We start from the raw sequence: 21,108 nt of genomic DNA, 5'->3' as shown, positions 1-21,108 counted from the left end.
GGCTATTTCCATACTCAAATTAAGGCTTATTGGTATTATCTTAATATCGCGTATACACTTTTTTGACTTTGTCTGATTGCTAGCGGGTCGAATCGAGAGGTGCCATGGGTTGCAGATACTGGGTTTTACTCCTTTGTTTATGCTCTCCATTATCTGGGAATGCCGAGCGTTTGGCCTCAACTTACCTCAATGCTGCTGAAGACGCTAACCATGCGACTCAGTTGGTGCGTTATTGCGTCGACCCCGATTGGTTGCCCTACGAAGCGATTCGTGATGGTCAACATGTGGGGATTTCGTCGGATTATATTCGTTATATCGAAGCCCATTCGTCGTTAAAGTTCAGCTTGGTTCCCACGACATCTTGGACACAAACCTTGCATTTTCTGCAAACGGGGCGCTGCGATTTAACCCCGTTACTCAATAAGACGGCGACTCGAGAGCAGTTTTTACATTTCAGCCATGTGTATTTTCGCTCCCCCAATGTTTTAGTGTCGCTCAAGGAGCAACCCTTTTTACAGGGCTTTGAAAACATCGGTTCACGCACCTTGGCTGTGCCCGATGGCTATCGTCTGGCCGAGTATATTCACCATTACTATCCCAATGTTCACACCATTAAAGTGGCGAGCGAGCCTGCGGGGCTTGAGGCCGTGCTTGAGAAAAAAGTTGACCTCTTTGTCGGCTCGATGTTTTCGGTTAATGCCTATATCCAGCAGACGGGATTCAATCATCTTAAAATTGCTGGCTGGGGCGGCCCTGAGGATGAACTGCGGGTCGGAGTGAGCTTGGGGCATGAGGCGTTGCTGCCGATCATCAATCAGGTATTGGATAATGTGGACGAACTGGAGCGGATCCGGATTTATCAGAAGTGGAACAATATCACCATTATCGATGAAACTAACTATCTGCTTATCTATCAGGTCATTGCTGGCACTCTGTTGGTGATATTTTTACTCGTGACTCGCACTTATGTTATCAGCCGTTACAATCGACGTTTAACCGATAAAAACCAGCAACTTGAGGTTTTGCGCCTGCAATTAGAGCAAAGTAATGCCGAGCTTGAATTTTTATCAACCCATGACCCACTCACTAAACTCTACAATCGGCATTACTTTAACCGCCAGTTTGTTCACGAACATCGCGCCGCTATCTCCATGGAAGGCGCTATTTGCTTGGTGATGTTAGATATCGATTTTTTTAAAGAGATCAATGACACCTTAGGTCATGCGATTGGGGATAAAATTTTGATGGAGTTGTCCTCGGTATTGCAGCACTGCGTGCGCGAAAGCGATGTGGTGGCGCGCTGGGGCGGGGAAGAGTTTGTGATCCTCTGCCATCAAACATCGCTCGATGCCGTTAAATCATTATGTCAGCGGATAGCTCACGCCATCAAAGATTATCATTTCAGTGGTGATGTGCGGCTTACCTGTAGTTTTGGGATTGCCAAACTTGCGGTAAATGAGCCTATGCAGTCATGTTTTGAGCGGGCAGATAAGGCGCTATATCAGGCAAAAGCGTTGGGACGGGACCAAATTTGTGTGGATGAGACGCACCTCTAGTACGTGCCGAGCGTGATGAATAGACTGTATTCCTCAGTACATAGCGGATTTCATTCAGAAATCGGCTATTTATCCTAGAAAACCTGCGTCATCGAACCGATTTTAACGGGAATATTGCCCATAGGCGCACTGTCTGAGGGCTGGATTTTTGCGTTTAATGAACCGTTAAAGCATGGAAAAACATCAATATCAACAAAAACACGCTTATTTTTAAGGTTTTTAGTAATTGATTGATAAATGAGCTAAAAATTTTTATTTAGTTGTTTTCACATATTTTTCTTATTTTTTTTTAATTTTTTCCGCGACTTTATCGTGAAAAATTGCAAGAGCCATTTGCGAAGAGCGGGGTTCCAATTTACAATATGCGCCTAAAATAATCTGATGTGCGGTGTGTCGGTGGTTTGTCGCATACTCCGTCTACTTCTTAAACTAATCATTAAAGTTGAATCATGACCGAATTATCCAAATACAGAAACATTGGTATCTTCGCTCACGTTGACGCGGGTAAAACCACGACCACCGAGCGTATTCTTAAGCTAACTGGTAGAATTCACAAAGCTGGTGAAACCCACGACGGTGAATCTACAACAGACTTCATGGTTCAGGAAGCTGAGCGCGGTATTACTATTCAATCAGCAGCAGTAAGCTGTTTCTGGAAAGATCACCGTTTCAACGTTATTGACACCCCTGGACACGTTGACTTCACAGTTGAAGTTTACCGTTCTCTGAAGGTTCTTGACGGCGGTATCGCTGTCTTCTGTGGTTCTGGTGGTGTTGAGCCGCAATCAGAAACTAACTGGCGCTATGCTAACGAATCTGAAGTTGCTCGTATCATCTTCGTAAACAAGTTAGACCGTATGGGTGCTGACTTTTTACGCGTTGTGAAGCAGACTAAAGACGTTTTAGCTGCTACACCATTGGTTATGGTTCTGCCAATCGGTATTGAAGATGAGTTCAAAGGTGTTGTTGACCTGTTAACTCGCCAAGCTTACGTGTGGGATGAAACTGGTTTACCAGAAAACTACTCTATCCAAGAGATCCCTGCTGACATGGTTGACTTAGTTGAAGAATACCGTGAACAGCTGATCGAAACGGCTGTTGAGCAAGATGACGATCTGCTGGAAGCTTACATGGAAGGCGAAGAGCCATCTATTGAAGACCTGAAGCGTTGTATCCGTAAGGGTACTCGTACTATGGCATTCTTCCCAACATTCTGTGGTTCAGCGTTTAAGAACAAAGGTATGCAACTGGTTTTAGACGCGGTTGTTGACTACCTGCCAGCACCAAACGAAGTTGATCCACAACCTTTAACTGACGAAGAAGGCAACGAAACTGGCGAATACGCAATCGTTTCTGCTGACGAGTCTTTAAAAGCATTAGCGTTCAAGATCATGGACGACCGTTTCGGCGCCCTGACCTTCGTACGTATTTACTCTGGTCGTCTGAAGAAAGGTGACACCATTCTTAACAGTGCAACTGGTAAGACTGAGCGTATCGGCCGTATGTGCGAAATGCTTGCAAACGATCGTATCGAAATTGAATCAGCAGAAGCTGGTGACATTATCGCTATCGTGGGTATGAAGAACGTACAAACTGGTCACACTCTGTGTGATGTTAAGCACCCATGTACTCTGGAAGCCATGGTGTTCCCAGAGCCAGTTATCTCTATCGCAGTAGCACCAAAAGATAAAGGCGGCAGCGAGAAGATGGCTATCGCTATCGGTAAGATGATCGCAGAAGATCCATCTTTCCGCGTAGAAACTGACGAAGATTCAGGTGAAACCATTCTTAAAGGTATGGGTGAACTGCACTTAGACATTAAAGTGGACATCCTGAAGCGTACTTACGGTGTTGAGCTGATCGTGGGTGAACCACAAGTAGCATACCGTGAAACCATTACTCAAATGGTTGAAGACCAATACACCCACAAGAAACAATCTGGTGGTTCAGGTCAATTCGGTAAGATCGAATACATCATCCGCCCAGGTGAGCCAAACTCTGGCTTCGTGTTCAAGTCTTCAGTTGTCGGTGGTAACGTTCCTAAGGAATACTGGCCAGCAGTTGAGAAAGGCTTCGCGAGCATGATGAACACTGGTACTATCGCTGGCTTCCCAGTGTTAGACGTTGAGTTCGAACTGACTGACGGTGCTTACCACGCAGTTGACTCTTCAGCAATCGCGTTCGAAATCGCTGCTAAAGCGGCATTCCGTCAATCTATTGCTAAAGCTAAACCACAACTGCTTGAGCCAATCATGAAAGTTGACGTGTTCAGCCCAGAAGACAACGTGGGTGACGTAATCGGTGACTTAAACCGTCGTCGCGGTATGATCAAAGACCAAGTTGCTGGTGTAACAGGTGTTCGCGTTAAGGCTGACGTTCCGTTATCAGAAATGTTCGGTTACATCGGTACTCTGCGTACAATGACTTCTGGCCGTGGTCAGTTCTCTATGGAGTTCTCACACTACAGCCCATGTCCAAACAGCGTTGCGGACAAAGTTGTTGAGCAAGTTAAAGAGCGTAAAGCTGCTGAAGCTAAGAAGTAATTCTTAACTGCCTCTAAATAGAAACCGCTGCTAAGCCTAGGCTAGTAGCGGTTTTTTTATGGGTGAAATTTAAGGATAAACATAGCTTGAGTGGTGCAGCTTAAGGCTTAGTCCAAGCCCAAGCCTTGAAGGAGCTGTTTAACGCAGTGCTTTCTGTTTACTCAATTCCAGTAACGCATTGGCCGCAGGGGTTAAAGGCAGATTTTGTCGCCAGATAAGGGCTAAATCCCAGGTCATAGCTGGTTGCATAGGTCTAAATACTAACTTGCTGGTACTGAGTTTTTGGCAAATAGGTTCGGGTAAAATCGCCAGTCCCATATCGGCTTCGACCATGGCCGCGAGGAAGTCCCATTGGCCACTTCGAAACGCGATATTGAGTTGCACTCCCGCCTTACGACTCAGGCGATTGATTAGCTTAGCCAAGGAAAAATCTTCGTTGTAGAGAATAAAGGGATAGGGCTCAAAATCCTGCCAGCTGAGGTGTGATTTAGCGGTAAGTGGATGCCCGTCGGGCAAACAAGCGAGCAGGGGATATTTGGTCAGAGGTTGGTTAACCAACTCGGTCTCATGGGTGGTTGGCAGCGCGGTAAAGGCGATGTCTAAGCTGTTATTCAGCAGTGCCTGTTCACAACCAAACCCGCCGTATTCATACATTTGCAGCTCTACGCCGGGATAGCGTTTCCGGTAACTGGTAAGCAGCCCGATAATTAAACTGCTCATCATAGGGCAGACGCCTAATCTTAATCGCCCCGTCTTTAGCCCACTTAAGTTACTCATGTCCTCCTGCAATCTATGCCACTGACCGAGAATTTCTCGCGCGCTGTGCTCAAACAGTTGTCCTGCTTGGGTCAGCTCGACCTTTTGATTGTTACGTATCAGCAGCGTCTCTCCTAAGCTCTCTTCGAGCCTTTGGATGATCTTGCTGAGCGTCGGCTGGGTGATAAAGCATTTTTCCGCGGCTCGAGTGAAGTTTTCCGTTTCGACGAGGATCAGAAAACATTGCAAGGTCTTGATTGGAATATTCATGCTTAAATGGAATCCATGGTATGGCGTTAATTCATTTTACTGATGATGGCCTAAGTATTACTTTGAGCTCGTTAACAGAAAAGGGGAATAACCAATGAAATCCACATCGAGTTTATGGGTAGGTGCTTTGTGGCAGGCGGCGATGCCTGAAGCAAAGAATGTGCAAACAGCTAAAGCGGCGCAAACCAGATTAACGGCTCCAGCGGGTGATTTGCATAAAGCAAAACAACAAGTAAACCCAGCCTAGGCTGGGTTTTTACTTTTAGGTCGTTTCTTGTTTGTATCCTCTTACCGCCAGTTTTCTTTCCTCACTCCTATCTTATTGCATGATTGTTTAGTCCTTACATTGCACTCTCTGTGTCTGAATCTTCAGTTTTAGCGGCGCTCTTAACATTATGCTTTAAACACTTAGCGGGCAAAGCTTAGTGCTGAGGTGTTATTGCTGAAAATAAAAAGCCACTGGGTTAGCAGTGGCTTTTGTGGGCAGGGAAGTGCTGTGTTATTGATTTGAGAATTTGTTCTCGACTAAAGGCGCCTTGTTTTCTGCCTGTGCCACGTGGCATTGGGTGCAGAAATAATTATGGCCATTGAGTGTGCCTTTATCATCGACTACGTGGGATTTCGCCACTGGCGTAGCCTTCATCCGCGGGGCTTTATCCCAGCTGTGGCAGGTTAAACAGCCATTCTTATCCATAGTGATTTTGTAATCATCCTTATGGGGAATGAGTGGCGGTTGGTCGGTAAAGCTGCGCTCTAACGCCTTGCCACGGCTTGGGTAGACGGGCATGGCATCGGCGGGGCGAATATCCGTTACCGCGCTATCGCCGGCGAGGGATTTAATGTTTACGGGTGTGGCTTGCGTGTCTGCTTGTTGGCCTGAGCAGCCGCCGATGGCTAATACAATCGCAGCTAAGGTGAGTATTTTTTTCATTGGTCATTCTCCGCCTTGGGGGCAATGTGTTGACGAATTGGTGAAGTGGTTAATGGCGACTGACAATCGGTCGAATCGCCTGTACTAAGTTGAGCCTGAGTGGCCGTAAAGCGTGTTTGATAGCGAAATACGCGTTGTGCGCAGACATCGATACAGCGACCGCATTGGGTGCAGTCAGGGCTAGTGATCACCGGGTTTTGCCCTTTTAACGCCGGCTTTAATACCTGGCGCTCGGGGCAAACGCTAAAACAGTCCATGCAGTTATCACAGGCACTGGCTTTGCTGGCGACGATTTTGATGGGGCTCCATTTGCCGATTAAGCCAAACAGGGCGCCTGTTGGACACAGGTGACCACACCAAGCGCGCTCGGCGATAAACAGATCCAGCAGAAATATCGCCGCTAAGATCCATACACCACTGAGACTGCCAAATAACACGGCGCGATAGACTAAGGGGACTGGGTTAACCCATTCCCAAATCAAGTTGCCCGTGAGCAGTGGCAATAACAGCACGAGTGCCAGCAGGTAATAACGTAAATTGCGCGGCAACTCGCTGCTGCGAGGAAGGTTCAATTTACGTCTGAGCCAGCTTGCGGCATCGGTAACCAGATTGACCGGACACACCCAACTGCAAAACACCCGGCCACCGGCGAGGGCATAAAACAGTACTATCAAGGCTGCGCCTATCAGTAGACTAAGCTCGGGAATATGCCCGCTTGCCAGCATTTGTAAGCTCACCAGTGGATCGGCAAAGGGAATGGTATCGAGCAGTAAACTGGCCGATAAATTTCCCTTAAATAGCCAAATTCCTAAAAGTGGCCCCAGTGCAAATAGGCCTAATAAGCCAAATTGCACTGCGCGGCGTAGCAGCAAATATTTGTGTGCGCCAAACCATCCGAGTTCTGCAATGGCTGCGGCATGCTCGCCTTGCATGTGAGCCTTAGCTTTTGAGTTCACCGTCTGGTTATTCATAGACTTGTTACTCATAGCGTTAGCCCCTTATTCAACATCTCTAAGGTGGTTTCCTCGGTGTTGATATAAGTGTCATGCGCCGCCGCTTTACCGAGCGCCAGAGCGGTCGGTAACACCTTAATTGCGGCCGTGTCGAGCACGCAGGCATGCTCGCATTTACCGCAACCCGTGCAGGTATCGCTGTTGACTGTGGGTAAAAACATGGCGTGGTGATCGCTATGTTGATTGCGTTGGCGTTCTAAGGTGATGGCATTGTCGATTAACGGACAAACCCGATAACAGACATCACAACGTAATCCCTTAAAGTTGAGGCAATTTTTCTCATCTATCAGTACCGCAACCCCCATCTTAGCGTCGCTAATTTGCTCAAGTTGAGGATCAAGCGCGCCCGATGGGCAGGCTTTGATGCAGGGAATGTCCTCACACATTTCGCAGGGAATGCGTCTTGCTGTAAAGAACGGCGTGCCAGTGGCGGCGCCATCGAACCAGCGTGCTAGCGATAGGGTGTTGTAGGGGCAAGCCTCGACACACAAACCGCAACGCACGCAGGCGGAGAGAAAATCACTTTCTTCAAGGGCTCCCGGCGGTCTGCAAGCTTGGGGGGCGAGTTGGCCTTGGCTTTTTGCCGTGGCCGTCAAGCCTAATCCCACGAGCCCCATCACACAGCCAGCCTTAGCCGTCGTGGCCAAAAACTGACGACGATTGACTTGCTTGACTGTTAATGGACTCTTCACTTGCTGACTCACCTTAGACACCTTAATCACTTTCAAATACGCTTATTGCTATCAAATGAGGGCTTAGGCCTTCATCACTTTTACGGGACACTTCTTAAAGTCAGTTTCTTTTGACAGTGGATCGGTCGCATCCAGAATCAGCTTGTTAACTAACTGACGCGCATCGAAGAAGGGCATAAACACCACGCCGCGTGGCGGTTTGTTACGGCCTTTGGTTTCGACACGGGTTTTGACCTCACCACGGGGGGATGCGACAAGCACTTCATCACCACGTTGCAGACCACGGGCCTTAGCGTCCTCAGGATGCATAAAGATTTGAGCATCGGGGTAAGCGCGGTACAGCTCTGGTACACGGGCGGTCATCGAACCTGTATGCCAGTGTTCGAGTACACGGCCGGTAGACATCCACAGATCGTATTCTTCATTTGGCTCTTCTGCCGCAGGCTCGTAGGGCAGGGCGAAAATCACCGCTTTGCCATCGGGTTTACCGTAGAACTTGTAGCCTTCACCTGCCTTCACATAAGGATCGCTACCTTCAACGAAGCGGCGCAGGGTTTCTTTGCCCTCAACCACTGGCCAGCGTAGACCGCGGGTTTCGTGGTAACGGTCAAAGTCGGCTAAGTCATGGCCATGGCCGCGACCGAAGGCGGCGTATTCTTCGAAAATGCCTTTCTGTAGATAGAAACCAAAGTGCGCGCTTTCATCGTTCAGGTCGCCCTTACAATCTGTGGTTGGGAACTTGTTGATGACACCGTTGGCAAACAGCACTTCATAAAGCGTTTTGTCAGCGTATTCAGGCTGTTTAGCGATAAGCTCAGCAGGCCACACTTCAGACACTTTAAAGCGTTTTGAGAACTCGACTAATTGCCACAGATCCGACTTGGCACCCTCAGGCGCTTTGACCTGTTGATGCCACATATGGGTACGGCGCTCGGCGTTACCGTAGGCACCTTCTTTCTCTACCCACATGGCCGTGGGCAGAATAAGGTCGGCAGCCATGGCGGTGACGGTTGGGTATGGATCGGATACCACGATAAAGTTTTCTGGGTTACGGAAACCGGGGTAAATTTCATCGTTGATATTCGGGCCCGCCTGCATATTGTTGGTACACATGGTCCAATAGCAGTTGAGCTTGCCGTCTTTGAGCATGCGGCTTTGCAGCACGGCATGGAAGCCAGGTTTTGGCGGAATCGTGCCTTCTGGTACCTGCCACACTTTTTCTGTAATGGCGCGGTGTTTATCGTTAGCCACTTCCATATCCGCAGGTAAGCGGTGGGCGAAGGTGCCGACTTCACGGGCGGTACCACAGGCCGAAGGTTGACCCGTTAATGAGAATGGGCTGTTGCCTGGAGTGGCGATTTTACCTGTGAGCAAGTGGATGTTGTAGAGCATGTTGTTTGCCCACACGCCACGTACGTGTTGGTTGATCCCCATGGTCCACAGACTCATGACTTTGACCTTAGGATCGGCATAGGCCTGAGCTAAAGTTTCTAATTTTTCAGGCTCAACACCACTCATTTTCGCCGCATATTCCAGCGTATAAGTGCTGACGAACTTAGCGTATTCTTCGAAGCTGATAGGGCTGGATTTACCATTGCCTGGGTTTTTGGCTTTCTTCTCTAGCGGATGATCTGGACGCAGACCATAACCGATATCATCCACACCAAGGGCAAACTTAGTATGTTTAGTCACAAAGTCGGTATTCACGGCTTTGTGTTGGATGATGTAGTTAGCGATAAAGTTGAGGATCACCAGATCTGACTGTGGACGGAACACCATAGGGTTGTCCGCTAAGTCGAAGCTGCGGTTCTCGAAGGTCGATAGCACATGTACGCGGCAGTCTTTGTGGCTTAAGCGGCGGTCGGATAAGCGCGCCCACAGGATCGGGTGCATCTCGGCCATGTTAGCGCCCCAGAGCACAAATTGGTCGGCGGCTTCTAAGTCATCGTAACAACCCATTGGCTCGTCGATACCGAAGGTACGCATAAAGCCACCCACGGCCGATGCCATACAGTGACGGGCGTTAGGGTCGATATTATTGGTTAAGAATCCGGCCTTATGTAATTTAGAGGCGGCATAACCTTCCCAGATCGTCCATTGGCCCGAACCGAACATACCCACAGAGGTTGGGCCCTTAGTGGCGATGCTGTGTTTCCACTTAGCGGCCATAGTATCGAAGGCGACATCCCAGCTTACTGGGGTAAACTCGCCTTCTTTGTGGTATTTACCGTCTTTCATCCGCAGCAGCGGCGTGGTTAATCTGTCCTTGCCGTACATGATTTTCGACAGGAAGTAACCCTTAATACAGTTCAAACCACGGTTTACTGGGCTTTCAGGGTCGCCCTTAGTGGCGACGACTTTACCCGCTTTGGTTCCGACTAATACGCTACATCCCACACCGCAAAAACGGCAGGGGGCTTTATCCCACTTAATGTTATCTGACTCGGCGGCTTCGACCATTTTCACGGGAAGCGTGACGCCAACGGCCGTGGCAGCGGCAACCGCTGCGTTAGCCTTGAGAAACTCGCGGCGGCTAATGCTCATAGTGTTTCCTCACTCTCTTGTTCTAAGGGTTCTACTTGGTGGTAAATCAAACTGGCGGATAACACGCCGGACAGGGCATTGATGGCTTCAACATTGTCGAGAATAGCTTTTTGGCTATTCCCTTCGAGGGTAATAACGAACTTGCCCTCGGGTGAAATGGCGTGGATATCGCAGCCTTTTAACGCGGCAATATCGGCCTCAACCTGTTGTAAGGCATTAGGGGCGGCATGTACCACAAGGCTGGTGACATGGTATTCCTGACTCATAGCGGTACCTTTATCTTGAGATTCACTCAGTTGCTGCGATAACAATCGCTACAACTAAATGTGGATAACTGTGAGTCTAGACCTGATAAAAAATGTGGGTATACCTCACAAGAGGTATTGGCGGGGATAGTCGATCGGGATCAAAGTTTTGCGCGTGATCTAACTCTCAGTTTGAAATTTACACAATTCCTATCCCTTTGGAGAGGGAGGCTGCAAGTGAGTCCTGCGGGGGGATTCGGCCTATAAGTATTGCCATTGTTTGAGCAGGATGAGCGCGGGATTAGCATTACCTTCGCCTAAGTCGGCAGCACCTAAGGCATTGTCATAGTGGATTTTTCCATTGCCTGTCGCTGTGATGGATTTGCCCCTCACCGAACCGAAAATCTCAGGGCCGCCGGGGAGATTGACCTTAGATTTGGGGGCGTAGAGCGCGGCATAAATCGGCACATTACCACTGACGGTGACATCCTTATCCGAGCCAGAAAAAATAGACAGTGGCGGCTTGTTGCTGTCGGTCAGGGTTTGCCCCTTAATGTTGTTGCCGTTGTTTGTCCCCGCCGTAAAGGCGACTTCACCGCCCACAAACAGGGTAAGGCTCGAGCCTGGAGCAATATTCAGCTGATTCGAGCCGCTCATCTTAAAGTCACCATTGACTATCAGGGTGACATCGCCGCCACTGATATTAAGCACCCCATCGCTGCTCATGACTAAGCTGTCGAGGTTAAATACCGGCGTGTCACTGCCGAAGATGTTCTCCGATGTGGGGGTAAGGCTGGGGAAATAATCACCTTTCCAGTCGAGTTCGGTCTTACTCGACCCTGTGGGTGTGATAGTAACATTGGCGTTGGCATCAATAGTGCGGGCGCCGTTATTGGGCATCTTAAAGCCACCCATCACAGCGCCAATATCCAATGGGTCGCAGGATTTTGCGGGCAAGGGGGGCAAGTTGGGGCGCGCGTTGACTAAGTTGCCAATCTGGCTGTCCCGATGAAAGTTGCCGTCGCCGCCATATTGCAGTGTGCCATTCACTTGGGCCTTGGGCGCCGTGGCGGCATTGTTATTGGCTTTGACCGAACCTTCGACCGTGCCGCTATTGGCCAAGTTAAAGTTATTGCCCGCCGCGACATTGCCGCCGATGGTGCCTGTGCCAAGTGTGACATCATTATTGGCTTGAATGCTGCCGTGGATATCCGACGAGCCCGTGAGAGTGACACTGCCCGTAGCGCTGACATCGCCGTAAATTGGCGCGTTGCCCGTGAGCGTAATATTGGCATTGGGCTCAATGGTGGTGACATTGCCTTTGCCGTGTTGATTAAGCTCACTGCCACCTTGGCCATTACTGATGCTATCGCCATAGGCGCCTTTGCGGGAGTCATAGCCATCGATGCTACTGCTGCCAGTTAAATTTAAGCTCTCGCAGGACACAATCGCATCATTGAAAATCGTGTTTCCGTGACTGCCCTGCAGTGTGAACTGGGCGTTAAGTTTGGCCTCGCCTTCTAAATGATTGCCACGACTGTCGAGGCTCAGATCGGCTCCGGCGATTTGACCATTTTCGAGGGCATAGCTGCTGCCTTCGAGGCTGCCATCGGCCTCGGCGGGGAGTTGCTCATACAGGGTTTGCAGACCTTGATTGGGCGCGCGCTGCAGCTGAGTCTTGAGTTGGTTGTAGCTCTCGTGCATTCCCTGTTCGGCTAATAACTGCGCATTGACCTGCTTTTGAAAGTTACCACTCAGTCGCTCTTGCACGAGATTATCCCTGAGCGACGTGACTACCAGCAAACTCGCTAACAGACTGAAGACTAAGACGATAAGCAGTACCGCGCCATGTTCCTTATTGCCTAGAGCTGGTCTTAGATTATCCATTATGGCCTCCTTGCTTTATGGGTTCTGTTGGCTGTTGAGGGCTTGCTGCCATAGAGGTTTACGCAGGGCGATATCGAGCTGGATCCCTTGGCCATATTGCGCGGGGAGTTTTTCAGGCTTGAGTACTACAGTCACCAGTTCGCCATTAAGTGCAAAACGGGTCGATTCTAGCCCTGTGAGTAATACCTGAGCGCCATCGCCGTCGTCGCAGCTCAGATTGGGGGCGTCAAAACGGTAGGTTTCGTTGTAATCGCTGGTTTTGCTGGTTCCTAGGCAAGTTAAACTCGGTTGGGCAGGGGATGCTGCAACTGCGAGTACTAACTCATTAGCGCTGAGGGATACGATATTTGATGCACGTTTAACACTTTTGCTGAGGCTGAGGGTGGCATATCTCAGCGCATCGGCAGCGTTTTCGAGGCGTTTACTTTCTTCTACCGTGGCCTTGAGCGGGGCGAAAAAATTGACCACGGCCAGCATAATAATCAGCCCAAGCACCATAGCGATCATTAGCTCTGATAAGCTAAAGCCCGCTTGCCGTTTCTTCGCGCTTAAGGACATTGTTACACCCGACATAACTACACCTGACATAAGTGCGGAAAGCTGGCGTTGAGGCTCACACTGTTATTGTCCTCAATGCGGCCGTCCTGCCAAGTGACAGTGATGGGCATAGTGTCTTGGTAAGTGTTGGGGAGCACTAAGGTGTAACCGCTGGGCATATCTTGGCTGAGGCTGGCCCTAAAATTGACATCCTCGAAGCGTGCGGGTTGGCGCTGAATATCGCAGATCCTCGGCCAGATCCTTTCAATGGCATTCTGCGCTTGAATAGTGGCGACCGTATATTGGAAGCTATTGGTCGCATGCTGCAATGAAGATAGCTGAGCTTTGCCGAGCGCCAGTAGCGAAGTGACCGACACCACTAACGAAATCAGCACTTCGGTCATGGTAAAGCCTTGTTGTTTCTCACTCAGCACCTTTATGCGCATGCCGCCTCCTGTAGATAACTTTGCCCGCTTGGCAAGATGCACAGATTGAGCGTTTCGCCTTGGGTGTTTTCGAGGCTCATCTGAGTTTTAGTGGTGTTGCCTGTCGCATTGATATTGAGGGTGTTAAAGCCATCGATGCTGACGCCGCGGTTAGATGGACTAAAGACCTTAAGTTGTTCCTGATTGCTGATGACCAGCCAGCGCCCATCTTCTGTCGCTTCCAGTATCACCGCCTGATTGCGCTTGATGGCTTCGCCACGGGCGAATTTATAACTGGAGATCAATTCATTGGCCGTGCTGGTGAGGCTTTCTCTGGCGATCAGATCCCGATAGGAAGGCAGGGCGATGCTCGCCAAGATACCTATGATGGCGATAGCGACCAGTAATTCGACTAAGGTGAACCCCGCTGTCGTGCGTTTTGCCATCTTAGTGGGTCCAGCAATGGGTTGCGGGGGTGCGTACACCTTTATGGTCGAGGCTTAAGGTGCCGCAGGCATCCGACTGACGGCTTGTGGGCACGGCCTTGAGGCTAAAACCTAATTTATCTGTCGTGGGGGTGTAGCTGAAACTGTAATAGGCACTGTTGGTTAAACTCTGCGAAGCGGGATACAGGCCATTGCGGGAATAATGGCGCTCTAGCGCTTGGGCACTACTGACGAGATATTGCTGCGCATCGAAGCGTCGACCTTGTTTTAAGTACTCATTAAATGAAGGAATCGCAATGGCGGCAAGAATGCCAATAATGGCGACGGCGATCATCAGTTCAATCAGGGTAAACCCTTTACGTAAAGCGCTCATCCACCCCTCCCTGTGTTATTGAACTGAATAGAATCGTCCGTGATTACGATGGCTATCTTGTTGTTTTAATTATTTTGACAACGTTGTCATGTTAATTTATTGGGATTTTCATCGAAATGCAATCACTGAGTGAAAATTCAGCAGCATTTGCAATCGATAGTATGAGAACAAAGAGGGTTCAGTCGCTGTAGTTGATATGGAGATCACATTTGAGCTGGAGATTAATAGCCCGTCAGCTCCATATAACCTGTGCCGCTATGGCTACCTTTAAGCTCAATCGGGCCTTCCCAATAGTGAGTGGATAACGCCATGGCGCTATTGGGATTTAAGGGGGAAATGCGGATGTCGATTTGCTCGCTTGGGATTTGCACTTGCCAGCGAATTGGGTATTTACCCGTGCTGGTGGTTTGCCACTCGAGTGGCGTCATTTTTATCCCATCTGGGGTATCGCGGGAATTGATGTTGCGTCCGGTGCCATCGGCAAACATTCGTCTGGCGCTGTAAAAGGCGGATTGTGCTTTATCGGAGGATTGTTCCCTGAGCTGAAATAACATCAGCGCCGAACCGTCATCTAACCTAAGGGCAAACCAATCCCAGCCCTGCTGGCTCTTGGTTAAAAACTGCGAGCTCCATTCTCTATCTAGCCAGCCTTGGCCTGTGACTTTTTCGACGCGGTGCTCCACTTGGGCATTGATCTTGATATGGCGGGTGATTTCGCCATGAATCGTGATAAAGGGTTGGCTGTAGTAGTAAGAGGCGACTTTGCCGTCGCGACTCTTAATGCTGTAACCCTTATCCCCTTGATATTGCAGTGGCGCTTGGCTGCTAAGCTCGAGTTGATAACTAAAGTCGTCGGTTGCAACGCTCAAGGTTGCTGGGAATAAGTCCTTTGACTGGCTACGCCATTGCCAATTATCGAGGTGAATTTGGTAGGGATCTGCGCTCACTCCTGCAAGTGATGGATGTGCCCGCGACCATTTTTCATGGGCGAGGTGAGAAGTGCTGGAGGTGAGTGCACTATGGGCAAAATAAAGCTGTTCAGTCGCCCAAGTGGATTTAGGATTAGAGCCCACGTTTTGCGATTCACTGTGCTTAGGTTTTAGCGCTACCCTAAATTGCGTCCATTGGGCACCAAGTTGCTCACCATTCTCAGTGGTTAAATTGGCGGTGAGATACCACCATTCTTGACGAAAATCCTGATGGGCGAGGTGATCTTGAGGAAATTGAAAGCGGTTTCCTGGCGTCACCTTAGTAAAGCTTTGGCTATCTGCACTTGCTTGCCCAAGCATAGACCCCATGGATTGAGGCTCGGTCGTTGCAGGCGCATTATCGCAGCCGCTTATTGCCGCAAGCAATAAGCCACCTATGACGCTCTGCAAGATAAAGCCTGCGCTTGTGCTTATCCTTATCCTAAATCGCGTTGCAGACGCTAATGCATTAACGCGCCAAGCCTTGGTTTGATGTACGCGTGCGCTCATAGGGTTTCCTGCTGCAAACTGGCGATTAAGGGCCTGCGGGTTTGCCAGTAAAGCGGTAAGAGTACGGCTAAGGTGCAGGTTACTAAGGCAATGAGGATAGCTTTTCCATAGGCAAACCAATCCCAAATCATCTTGATTGTCCAGCCGAAGGCCTGCAGGGTGATTTTATCAATCAATAAATAGCCGAGCAGTGCGCCTGTGGGCATGGCCATCAGGCAAGTGATGACCACGACCAGCAGCATTTGGCTGAACACCATAGTCCGCAGCTTACTGCGACTCACCCCGAGGGAATACAGTCTTGCCAATGGCGCTTGCCGGGATTGAGTTAACATCAAGCAGGCGCTAAATAGCCCTATGGCCGCCACCAGCAAAGTTAAGCTATTGAGTACTAAGGTGATTGAGAAGGTGCGTTTAAACATGGCAATGGCCTGAGCCTTGATCTTGGCTTGGCTGTAAATTTGCGCCTGCGCTAAGCCCAATGTAACGGCTAATTGCCCTTGCAGCTCATCTAGCTCTGCCTCACTGAGTTTGCGCTGAGTCGCTGTGGTTTGAACTCCCGGCTCGACAGAGTGGAAACTGGCCGCAAGGCTAATGGGTAACACGGGTAGCTGCGCCTGTTGCCACAGCTTATGGCTGATGATGAGCTCATTGCGGGTATTGCCATGGTCGTAATAAATCCCCGCGATCACGACCGGATTGTTGGCGGTTTTGTCCAGTACGTTTAACGTCACAGTATCCCCAAGTTGCAGTTGATACTTAATGGCCATGGGTTCGCTGACTAACACGTAATGTCCGTTGAAGTAGGTTTGCCAGAGATCCGGCAAGCTTTCTTTGAGTGTGCTGGTGTGTTGAATCGATGCATCATCGCGGCTAATCAGGTTGACGGGTATGGTTTGTGCCGCCCCTTGGGTAGAGACTTCCGCCTCCACTTGCCATTGCTGATACAGGCCACTCAGTCGAGGATCTTGGCGCAACTTATCGCGCACTTCGGCCATATGGTTGGCGCTGGGGCGCAGGTATAAATCGGCATGCAGGCGGGTTTCTAACCAACTTCTTAGGGTTTGCTCGAAGCTACCGACTAAGGTATTCATCGACACATTAGCGCTTAGTGCCAGCAGTATCGCCATCATCGCAAGAGACAATGGCGCAATAAGCTCGCGGGTTTCGGCGAGGAGATATTGCTGAAGCCCGGGGCGAGTTAATGGCAGCAGCAAGCTGACGCCCCAGTGCAATACTTGTGGTAATAACAATGGAATCGCGACGGCGACCATACCCAACAATACCAAACTGGTGTTATAGCTTTGGCTGAAGGGCATGAGTATTGCCGCGAGCGTGAGCAGGCCGCAAGCTAAGAAAAACTGCCTGCCATGGGTTTTGTTGTGGGCCTGCGTTTGTTGATAACGATTCGCGCCTTGGGCGAGGGATTGGCGGGTTAAGTCAAAATATAAGGGTAAACAGGCGGCTAGGGCGGCGACTAAAGTGAGGGCTATCGCCTCGGCCAACCAACGCCATTGCCAAATTCCTGGCAACAAGTGGGCACCGTAGAGCTGCTCTAAGGTCATAGCGACCATAGGTTGCAACCAGTGACTGAGCTGTAATCCTAAGATAAATCCCATTAGCGAGCCCAACACCACCAATAGCAGTAATTCGCCAAGCAGGGCAAGCATGACTTCGCGCCGCGCTAGGCCCTGTTGCAGCAATTGGATTAATAGACGTTGGCGTTTCATCAGGCTGTAACGCACACCGTTATAGGCAATAAACAGCCCGACCACAAAGGCTAACATGCTCATCGCATTGAGGTTTAAATGAAAACTGCGGGTAAGTGCCATCAAGGCTTGGCCTTGATCCTGTTGACTGTAACTGGCGCGAAGCGGCGTAATCCCTAGGGTATCGAGCCGCGGCTTTAAGGCTGGGAGCTTATCCCTGTCACTAAATAGAGCGATATAGCTGAGTTTGCCTTGCATCCCGAGTAACGTTTGGGCGAGGGAAATATCGGTCAGAATTGCACTGCCCAGCCCCCAGCTATCATCGATACTGATGACCTTAAGCTTATCTGGTGCAAAAGATGCGGGCGCGAGGGCGAGTTGACCATTGGGTGCAATTTTATTGGCAAGGCTCTGACTCATGACCACTATCGGCTCACCACTCATTAAATCGGCGAGCGGCAGCGCTCCCATCGACATCCTTGGATTGGCTTCTTGCTTTGTGCTGGTGTCGTGCTTTTGTCCCTCTTTTGGGCTTAGGCTCGCCGTCAACGCGGCGACGATATCGCTGCCTTCAATTTGCCAAAACTGACCGTTCATGCCCGCCACTCTGCCACTGACAACCGCAAGGCTTTGGCTGATGCCCGCTTGGCGTAGGCTGAAATACACGGATTCGTCGAGGGTTTCTTGGCCTATGGGCGCGCTTAAGAGCACATCTGCTCGCTGGCTCAAGAGTTCTGTGGCCTCACTGTAGCTGCGAATAGCATTATCATTGGTGGCTTTAACCCCGATAAGTAAAGTCACGGCGAGGGCAAGACCAAGCAAAATGGCTCCCGCTTGCAGCGGCGCGTGGCGATAATGGGCGAGAAAGACCTTTAATACCCAATAGATCCGCAGCCATGGGCGGTTTCTGCTTGGGGTTTTGTTGCCACTTGCCTTAGGGGTTAATGCTGGACTCATCATCGAGTTAACCGGAGATAGACACTGCGGCGTGGGAAAGATGCCAGCGTTTGTGCATAAAGGCGGCGCATTCTTCACTGTGGGTAACCATTAAGATGCTGGTTTGGCTTTCTTTGGCCAGTTCGCACAGCAGTGACATCACCTGTTTACCCGATTCATCATCGAGATTGCCCGTGGGTTCGTCGGCCAGCAGTAAACTCGGATTGTGGGCTAAGGCTCTGGCGATAGCGACCCTTTGCTGTTGCCCGCCTGAAAGTGCCTCTACCTGCCGATTGAGCAGCGAAGCCAGCCCCAATTTGTCGACGAGATAATCGCACCAAGGATTCCAACTGGCGCCGTTGAGATTGAGTGAAAAACCTATGTTGTTTCTCACATTGAGTGGCGTCAGCAGATTAAATTGTTGAAACACCACGCCTAAGTGGCTGCGTCGGAACTCGCTCCAGTGTTTGTCTTGCCATGCTTGGGTGGATTGATGATTCAACACTATCTGGCCGCTGTCTGGCGTTTCAAAGCCTGCGATCAAATTTAACAGTGTGCTTTTGCCGCTGCCGCTAGGGCCCGTGAGTGCGATGGTTTCGCCGCGATGCAAGGTTAAATCAACGGCTTGCAGTACGGTATGGCGCTGCTCGCCATCGCGAAAACTTTTACTCACTTGGATAAGTTTGGCTACTTCTGACATTTATCCTTCCACTCTGGCAATATTTAGCCCGACTAAAGATAAAACATTTTATCTTCTGATAGATACTGCTATTTGGCCCTTAAGGTTCACTTTGCATCGATTCAGACTTAGGTTTTATGCTGTTTAAATTTTCTGCAATTGCGGTGTTTAGCTCGCATTCTGTGAGCGAATGGGCTTGAGCTATTTTTGTGTTTGTTGCATGCTGTGCGCCCTGTTAAATCGATAGCGGACTATCGATTTAACAATCCGTTCGGATGAAGGTAGCAGGAGAGTGGGGAATTAACCCCACACCGACGAGGCAACTTTGTTTTGGGATGTGTCCCGATCCAAAGCACTCTTTCAGGTGCCGCAAGGCGTGGACTGTTACTGGACGAGCCTCTGGAGAGACTACCGATTGCGTTAAGTCGCAATAATAGGTGGCGCCGAAGGCGAAAGTAGGTGCATCGATGAATGCATTCTGCGAAACGCTCAGGCAAAAGGACAGAGGAGAGGATGACTGCACGGTCCCTGTCGTTTGTCTTTTGGACGCTTTCCCTGCCTTTATTGGCTGGGTGATAGTCTTTCTTTAGGCTGGCAGCGGTGTGTCACAGCCATTTCTTTTCCTCCTCCTTTATTAATTTAGTTGTTTAATAATTGAGGAATATCATGAGTTTTCAAGCTTTACTCAGCAGCCTGAACGGTATCGTTTGGGGACCCGTTACCCTGTGTTTACTCGTAGGGACGGGCATCTATCTCACCTTGCGTTTGCGGCTTATTCAAGTGTTTCGTTTGCCAATGGCGCTTAGCCTATTGTTTAAACCTGCGAAAGGGCATGGGGATCTCTCTTCCTTCGCCGCCTTGTGTACGGCGCTGTCGGCCACCATTGGTACAGGCAATATTGTTGGGGTAGCCACCGCAATCAAGATGGGCGGCCCTGGGGCATTATTTTGGATGTGGCTGGCGGCCTTCTTCGGCATGGCGACCAAGTATGCCGAATGTATGTTAGCGGTAAAATATCGCACCACCGATGCGCGCGGGCAAATTGCAGGCGGCCCCATGTACTACATCGAGCGGGGTCTGGGCCTACATTGGATGGCGAAGTTGTTTGCCCTGTTTGGCGTGGGGGTGGCGTTCTTCGGGATTGGTACTTTTGCCCAAGTGAATGCGATTAGCGATGCCCTGACCATTGCCTTTGAGGTGCCGACCTGGGCGACGGCATTGGTGCTCACCCTGTTAGTCGCGGCGGTGACCTTAGGTGGGGTGAAGCGTATTTCCAACGTGGCGCAAAAGTTAGTGCCAGCGATGTCGATTGGTTATGTGCTGGCTTGTGTGTGGATTTTAGTGAGTTTTGCCGAATCGATTTTACCCGCATTGCAGTTAGTGGTGGAGTCGGCCTTTACGCCTGTTTCGGCGGCGGGTGGATTCTTAGGCGCGACTGTGGCGCAGGCGATTCAAATGGGGATTGCCCGCGGGGTGTTTTCCAACGAGTCTGGCCTTGGTAGCGCCCCCATCGCTGCCGCGGCGGCGAAAACCAATGAGCCGGTCGAACAAGGTTTAGTCAGCATGACGGGCACCTTTTTCGATACCATCATCATCTGCACTATGACGGGACTGGTACTGATTATCACCGGAGTTTGGAGCGGCGATACCGCAGGCGCAGCCATGACCAGCGCGGCCTTCAGCCTAGGCGGCTCGGCGGCTATCGGTCAGTATTTAGTGACTATCGCCTTAGTCTGTTTTGCATTCACCACTATTTTAGGTTGGCACTACTATGGCGAGCGCTGCTGGTACTATTTAGTGGGCGAACGCGGGCTGCGTGCCTATCAAATGCTGTTTTTAGGCCTGATTGCGGTAGGGGCCTTTATCAAGCTGGATGTGATCTGGTTATTGGCCGATACGGTAAACGGTTTAATGGCGATACCGAACCTGATTGCGATTATCGGATTAAGGCATGTGATTATTGCCGAAACCCAAAGCTATTTTGTTCGGACACTCTCAAACCGTACATTAGACCCAATTTATTAATGTTGTGAAAACAATATATTAGTTCACATTATTTTAACTTTAAGATTGTCGCCACAAGGTTCTTCG

17 protein-coding genes, 1 pseudogene and 1 riboswitch are annotated in these 21,108 nt (G+C 50.0%); of the genes and pseudogenes, 4 read left to right on the top strand and 14 right to left on the bottom strand.

Annotated elements, in window-relative coordinates; all coding sequences use genetic code 11:
• The first annotated feature begins 104 nt into the window (after window positions 1-104).
• Both M0415_RS13630 and fusA read left to right on the top strand, forming a co-directional pair.
• On the top strand, window positions 105-1,556 hold the full coding sequence (locus tag M0415_RS13630) for a diguanylate cyclase (RefSeq protein WP_249556180.1): 1,452 nt from the start codon (window positions 105-107) through the stop codon (window positions 1,554-1,556).
• Window positions 1,557-2,005: 449 nt separating this feature from the next.
• The gene (fusA, locus tag M0415_RS13625; protein ID WP_086902824.1) at window positions 2,006-4,099 is read left to right on the top strand and encodes an elongation factor G; all 2,094 of its coding nucleotides are present in this window, start codon (window positions 2,006-2,008) and stop codon (window positions 4,097-4,099) included.
• 138 nt (window positions 4,100-4,237) lie between these two features.
• On the opposite strand, the gene M0415_RS13620 is transcribed toward fusA, so the two are convergent.
• Window positions 4,238-5,125, bottom strand: a complete 888-nt coding sequence (locus M0415_RS13620; protein ID WP_088210210.1) for a LysR family transcriptional regulator — start codon at window positions 5,123-5,125, stop codon at window positions 4,238-4,240.
• Window positions 5,126-5,219: 94 nt separating this feature from the next.
• Here M0415_RS13620 and M0415_RS13615 point away from each other — a divergent pair, with 94 nt between their 5' ends.
• Entirely contained in the window at window positions 5,220-5,372 is a 153-nt protein-coding gene (locus M0415_RS13615; protein WP_011621497.1) for a hypothetical protein, read from the top strand.
• A 252-nt stretch (window positions 5,373-5,624) separates the two neighbouring features.
• Here the strand turns inward: M0415_RS13615 and napB are convergent, their stop codons facing one another.
• From napB to M0415_RS13550, 13 genes and pseudogenes are all read right to left on the bottom strand, one after another.
• Window positions 5,625-6,056 carry a nitrate reductase cytochrome c-type subunit NapB gene (gene napB, locus M0415_RS13610; RefSeq protein WP_249556179.1) on the bottom strand — a complete coding sequence of 144 codons (432 nt, stop codon included), beginning with the start codon at window positions 6,054-6,056 and terminating at the stop codon, window positions 5,625-5,627.
• On the bottom strand, window positions 6,053-7,042 hold the full coding sequence (gene napH / locus M0415_RS13605; protein ID WP_086902828.1) for a quinol dehydrogenase ferredoxin subunit NapH: 990 nt from the start codon (window positions 7,040-7,042) through the stop codon (window positions 6,053-6,055). The genes napB and napH overlap by 4 nt, the downstream gene beginning before the upstream one ends.
• Complete coding sequence (napG, locus tag M0415_RS13600) at window positions 7,039-7,773, bottom strand: ferredoxin-type protein NapG (protein WP_086902829.1); 735 nt, start codon at window positions 7,771-7,773, stop codon at window positions 7,039-7,041. Before napG ends, napH begins: the two co-directional genes overlap by 4 nt.
• Before the next feature lie 51 nt (window positions 7,774-7,824).
• Window positions 7,825-10,305: a nitrate reductase catalytic subunit NapA gene (napA, locus tag M0415_RS13595; protein ID WP_086902830.1), complete on the bottom strand. Its 2,481-nt coding sequence runs from the start codon at window positions 10,303-10,305 to the stop codon at window positions 7,825-7,827.
• Window positions 10,302-10,571 carry a chaperone NapD gene (locus tag M0415_RS13590; RefSeq protein ID WP_086902831.1) on the bottom strand — a complete coding sequence of 90 codons (270 nt, stop codon included), beginning with the start codon at window positions 10,569-10,571 and terminating at the stop codon, window positions 10,302-10,304. The genes napA and M0415_RS13590 overlap by 4 nt, the downstream gene beginning before the upstream one ends.
• A 240-nt stretch (window positions 10,572-10,811) precedes the next feature.
• On the bottom strand, window positions 10,812-12,437 hold the full coding sequence (locus tag M0415_RS13585) for a DUF7305 domain-containing protein (protein ID WP_086902832.1): 1,626 nt from the start codon (window positions 12,435-12,437) through the stop codon (window positions 10,812-10,814).
• 15 nt (window positions 12,438-12,452) lie between these two features.
• Window positions 12,453-12,995 carry a PilW family protein gene (locus M0415_RS13580; protein ID WP_342190696.1) on the bottom strand — a complete coding sequence of 181 codons (543 nt, stop codon included), beginning with the start codon at window positions 12,993-12,995 and terminating at the stop codon, window positions 12,453-12,455.
• 17 nt (window positions 12,996-13,012) lie between these two features.
• Entirely contained in the window at window positions 13,013-13,420 is a 408-nt protein-coding gene (locus M0415_RS13575) for a type IV pilus modification PilV family protein (RefSeq protein WP_086902833.1), read from the bottom strand.
• Complete coding sequence (locus M0415_RS13570) at window positions 13,411-13,845, bottom strand: GspH/FimT family pseudopilin (protein ID WP_249556177.1); 435 nt, start codon at window positions 13,843-13,845, stop codon at window positions 13,411-13,413. The genes M0415_RS13575 and M0415_RS13570 overlap by 10 nt, the downstream gene beginning before the upstream one ends.
• A gap of 1 nt (window position 13,846) precedes the next feature.
• On the bottom strand, window positions 13,847-14,218 hold the full coding sequence (locus M0415_RS13565; RefSeq protein WP_249556176.1) for a type IV pilin protein: 372 nt from the start codon (window positions 14,216-14,218) through the stop codon (window positions 13,847-13,849).
• Between the two features lie 221 nt (window positions 14,219-14,439).
• Window positions 14,440-15,696: a lipocalin-like domain-containing protein gene (locus M0415_RS13560; protein ID WP_249556175.1), complete on the bottom strand. Its 1,257-nt coding sequence runs from the start codon at window positions 15,694-15,696 to the stop codon at window positions 14,440-14,442.
• A complete protein-coding gene (locus M0415_RS13555) occupies window positions 15,693-18,362 on the bottom strand; it encodes an ABC transporter permease (protein ID WP_425383185.1) in 2,670 nt (889 codons plus the stop codon). The genes M0415_RS13560 and M0415_RS13555 overlap by 4 nt, the downstream gene beginning before the upstream one ends.
• Before the next feature lie 154 nt (window positions 18,363-18,516).
• Window positions 18,517-19,038 (bottom strand): annotated as a pseudogene (locus M0415_RS13550) (ABC transporter ATP-binding protein); the annotation flags it as partial.
• Window positions 19,039-19,406: 368 nt separating this feature from the next.
• Window positions 19,407-19,532, top strand: a riboswitch (glycine riboswitch).
• A gap of 151 nt (window positions 19,533-19,683) precedes the next feature.
• Between M0415_RS13550 and M0415_RS13545 the strand changes: the two are divergent.
• The gene (locus tag M0415_RS13545) at window positions 19,684-21,042 is read left to right on the top strand and encodes an alanine/glycine:cation symporter family protein (protein WP_086902837.1); all 1,359 of its coding nucleotides are present in this window, start codon (window positions 19,684-19,686) and stop codon (window positions 21,040-21,042) included.
• Window positions 21,043-21,108 lie beyond the last annotated feature (66 nt).

This window comes from Shewanella sp. 10B (assembly GCF_023475885.1).
GTDB lineage: Bacteria > Pseudomonadota > Gammaproteobacteria > Enterobacterales > Shewanellaceae > Shewanella > Shewanella mangrovisoli.
This window is presented reverse-complemented; position numbering and strand designations above follow the sequence as displayed.